Raw genomic sequence first — 4140 nt, 5'->3', positions numbered from 1 at the left:
TACAGCGCTTTTCAGTTGAGTAGACCACTAAATTCATTGTTAGGAGTCAGGAGTCAGGAGTCAGGAGTCAGGAGTTAGGAGTTAGGAGTCAGGAGTCAAGAGTTAGGAGTTAGGAGTCAAGAGTTAGGAGTGAAGAGTCAGTATCATTGTGGTTTATTCATATGAAAACCGCTGTAAATCTTTTTTTTTCGCAAATCCTGCCAGTTGAGAAACATTATTGACTCTTGTATCAATAACAAATTTTACTTTTGATTTTGTTAAATTCTCAAAAAAGTCTTGAGCGGTTTTTTGCGTAAATCCAATTGTAAAAAGTTCAATAGTTTTTTTCATTTTACTTATACCAATCTAACAATATCAGATATTATTTTTTCTTAAATTATTCGTTCTTGCACCTAATTCTTTTCCTAAAAAAATGTATGAAATCTTGGTTTCCTGTAGATATTGCTTCATATTTTTTTGATTAAAATGAGGTAAATATTTACTATAAGGAGAGGAGCGAACATCTGCCACAGGTGTTATCTGATGTTTCTGTAAGAGACTTAAAAAAGATTCGATAGAATGATTAGAATGACCAATAGTAAATAATTTCATCATGGCTCATTTTATAAATTTTCTATGTTTTATCACTAATAATACCTTTATTCTTTGATTAAGTCAATGCTCTATATTTATGTGAGTAAAATACTCTACTTTTATTCAAAATGTCAAGCTCAAACCACCGTATGGGGAGGGTTGAAATACTGAATATAAAATGCTTGAACTTCAATATCTAGCTTTTAACCCACCCCAACAAAAAAAGCCTCTCGCTATCTATCTAAACTTGATATAAACAGGACTTACACAAATTCTTAGAAAATACGCTATCCGTAGAGGGCGAATGCCATTCGCCCCTAACAGATATGGCGGTTCGGCGTAAGTCCTGATAAATTCTTGCCTAATCATTATCAGCGTGTTCAAACTCATAAACATAAAACAGTCTGCTCAACTGCTGCAACTTATATCCGCCGAAAGCAAATAAAGCTGCACCCCCAAAAGCAAACCAAAATCCTAGTGGGGGAACTGCTAAACTTGAAACAGATGTTGCCGTCTCAGTTATCGCTGCTGTTGCTACTTGAATAGCGATCGCCCGTGCATCAATAATTATTCCCAAACACAGACACAACCACGCCACCACATAAGTCAAAATCTTTAAGCGATTAATATTTTTCAGTGCATCCTGACAAACCCGACAATGTTTTGTATGAGTCTCCCACACATCAAAAAGTTTACGTTTATCATACTCTGCTGGTGGCATTTCAGGATTACATTCTTTACTCCAAGGTATCCCACCTCCGGCACGTTTCTCCAACCACTTCCGAAAAGTAATCACCATTTTATCTTGAGGGTTAGGCGTGTAGACTACATCTAGGTACTTTCCTTCCTGTTTATTTGCCAAAATTTTCTCTTGGTAATGGAGAAACACTAAATCTTGATGTAAAAATATAGGACCTAACAGATGATTCAACCATTCAGGCATAGGTAAACCAAAAAATCCCAAACCTTGGCCTCGCTTTCCTTGCTCATCTTTGACAAACACCTGGCATCCAATAGTACGACACCAACCAGGACGAGAGGGACTAGCATACAAAGCCAAAATGGATTTTCCGCCATTCTCAAGTTCAGAGAAAATTCTCATGTGACAGGGTGGTTGAAAATCATGGATAGCTTGTTTTATACCAGGTACTTTTATTGGTGTGATTTCAAAAGAGAAACCTTCCTGGGTAGAAAATTTCCTAACTGGAATCATGTCGTAATATTTATCCTCACTGTATCTACTACCCATAATTCCGTGGTGGGAAACGGGAACATGAGCCGGATCTGAAACATTTTCCATAAATAAGTCCCAACCATAGGGAATTTCGCGCATACTCCAATAGAGTTTCACAACTCTGTCTGATGGGTTTTCCAATTCAGGCACAACCCTCGGTTCCCGTAACTGACTTTCTATCTGCGCTTGTTCCCCTGATTCTGGCCAAACCCACAACAAACCTTGACGTTCGTGGGTGGGATACACCACTGCACAAGATTTACTGTCAGCACAATTTTTGGCTTCAGTTTCTTTATCTTTAGACTGAGGAATGCTGACACACTTTCCCTCGGAGTTAAACCGCCAAGCATGGTATGCACACATTAGAGTACCATCTGACTCTACCCGACCTTCTGAAAGAGGAACGAGTCGGTGAGGACAAACGTCTTCAAAGCAAGACCATTTTCCAGTATTATCTCGCCACAGAACTAGATTTTTGCCCAATAACTGGAATGAATATGGCCGAGATGGGTCAGTGTGGTCTACCACTGCCACTGGATACCATTGTTTTGTCCACTGGAATGTTTCTGTTTCTGTTGTTTCTTGAATGTCTTGTTTAAGAATTTTCTCTGTTACCACGGTTAGTCCTTATTAAAGTCAAATGTTAAAATTTTTGCTCGATCAATTTATCTTGAATGGTCAGATAAATTTACATTGATTTAAGATAACATAAATTATCAAAAAATTTCAGCTAAGTAAGTAGATAGGTTTAATTGGGAATAGGCAATGGTTCAACAATGAATAATTAATAATTAATAATTAATAATTACCTCTCCTTGAAACTGATAGGATTGACTAATTATGAAAATTTTTATTTATTATCCCCTATCCAAGGCTATGCTTTATAAACATCTTTCTCTTTTCATAAAACTTGACAACATAGACAAGTTATGTTGAAGTCTTGAATCGGCTTTTTCAGGAGAAAAGAGTATTGAAAAATACTCTTTTTTATGAATGTAGACAGAATTCTTCCTCCCCCTCCTCCCCATCCTCCCCATCCTCCCCACCCTCCCACAAGGGTTTCAAGAGTTCCTTATAAAGCATAGTATCCAAGGGGAGGCTTTAAACCAAAATTTTTCGGTAATGGACAAGAGTTTTGGAGTTTATTTCTAGTTTTTGAATTTTTACAACAAACATAAGTGCGGATTGCTATATAAGGAGAATATGGGAGGAAATCAATTTCGATTTAAGCAGTTTACTATCCTACAAGATAGATGTGCAATGAAAGTTGGTACTGATGGTACTTTATTAGGAACATGGGTAGATATTTCTGGAGTCGAAAAAATTTTAGATATTGGTACAGGTACTGGTTTAATTGCTTTAATGTTGGCGCAGCGGTGCGGAACACGATCGCCTGCTGATATTGATGCTGTAGAAATTGACATAAATTCATCTATTCAAGCTAGGGAAAATGTAGAGCGATCGCCTTGGTCAAACAAGGTTAAAATTGTCAACTATTCAATCCAAGAATATACAAATTTTTGCCAAAAACGTTATGATTTAATAGTATCAAATCCACCTTTTTTTGAAAATGCTTCTAAAGCTGCAAACAAAGCCAGAACAGTTGCCCGACATACTGACTTTCTCTCACAAGATGATTTATTACAAACAGCAGTTAAACTTTTGTCTAAAACAGGTAAATTAGCTGTAATTTATCCAGTAGAACAAGCTCAAAAATTTCTGGAATTGGCTGAAGATTTTGGATTATTTTGTCAGAGAAAACTCTATGTTAAACCGATGCCAGAAATTCCCACAAAACGAATTTTGATGGAACTCGGTAAAAATAAATTACCATTACAAGAAAAGACTCTAACTATTGAAGCAAAGCAACATATATATACACCAGAATTTATTACTTTAATTAAAGACTTTTACCTCAAATATTAACTTTAACTTTATGCTTTGTACCTTCTTACTTCTACTTTTGAAAATTTGGCATTGCTGAGGCTTTGTTGCATGAAAGTAGCGATAGAACATCCATTCCGCAGCTATATTGCTCTTTTTCGCGATTATTAATGTTCCATTTATAGCGCTACTTGAATCGGGAATAGGGAATAGTAAACTGTCAAAAGGTTTCAGGATTTATAAATTTCCTAATCTTTGCTTCGACTCCTATATCTATTGTCCAATAGTTATTGCTCTGCTGAGAAAGCGTTTTGCTGGCGCATAACTTTCCGTTTGTCATGCTCCGCAAACGCGAATCGCCCCTACTGACTTCTGACTTCTAACTTCGTTAACTATTGTCCAATAGTTAGGGCTGGTAGTTAGAATCTCAAAACTTTTGCCTGTAAAGG

At 36.6% G+C, this 4140-nt stretch carries 4 protein-coding genes; 1 reads left to right on the top strand and 3 read right to left on the bottom strand.

The window, feature by feature from the left end:
- Nucleotides 1–153 precede the first annotated feature (153 nt).
- The 3 genes from F6K40_RS39115 to F6K40_RS39105 form a co-directional block, all read right to left on the bottom strand.
- Nucleotides 154–330, bottom strand: coding sequence for a DUF488 family protein (locus F6K40_RS39115; RefSeq protein ID WP_293145369.1), 177 nt, complete (start codon nt 328–330; stop codon nt 154–156).
- Nucleotides 331–354: 24 nt separating this feature from the next.
- The gene (locus F6K40_RS39110; protein ID WP_365674338.1) at nt 355–594 is read right to left on the bottom strand and encodes a DUF488 domain-containing protein; all 240 of its coding nucleotides are present in this window, start codon (nt 592–594) and stop codon (nt 355–357) included.
- A gap of 340 nt (nt 595–934) precedes the next feature.
- Nucleotides 935–2425: an aromatic ring-hydroxylating dioxygenase subunit alpha gene (locus tag F6K40_RS39105; protein ID WP_293145366.1), complete on the bottom strand. Its 1491-nt coding sequence runs from the start codon at nt 2423–2425 to the stop codon at nt 935–937.
- A 585-nt stretch (nt 2426–3010) separates the two neighbouring features.
- On the opposite strand from F6K40_RS39105, the gene F6K40_RS39100 reads away from it, so the two are divergent.
- Entirely contained in the window at nt 3011–3733 is a 723-nt protein-coding gene (locus F6K40_RS39100) for a tRNA1(Val) (adenine(37)-N6)-methyltransferase (RefSeq protein ID WP_293145363.1), read from the top strand.
- Nucleotides 3734–4140: the final 407 nt, after the last annotated feature.

This window comes from Okeania sp. SIO3I5 (assembly GCF_010672085.1).
Lineage (GTDB): Bacteria > Cyanobacteriota > Cyanobacteriia > Cyanobacteriales > Microcoleaceae > Trichodesmium.
Note: the sequence above shows the minus strand (reverse complement) of the source record. Positions and strands in the feature narration are given on the sequence as shown.

Excerpts from the sequence above, each read along its gene's own strand:
- F6K40_RS39115 (WP_293145369.1), bottom strand. The coding sequence starts at position 330 with ATGAAAAAAACTATTGAACTTTTTACAATTGGATTTACGCAAAAAACC.
- F6K40_RS39110 (WP_365674338.1), bottom strand. The coding sequence starts at position 594 with ATGATGAAATTATTTACTATTGGTCATTCTAATCATTCTATCGAATCT.
- F6K40_RS39100 (WP_293145363.1), top strand. The coding sequence starts at position 3,011 with ATGGGAGGAAATCAATTTCGATTTAAGCAGTTTACTATCCTACAAGAT.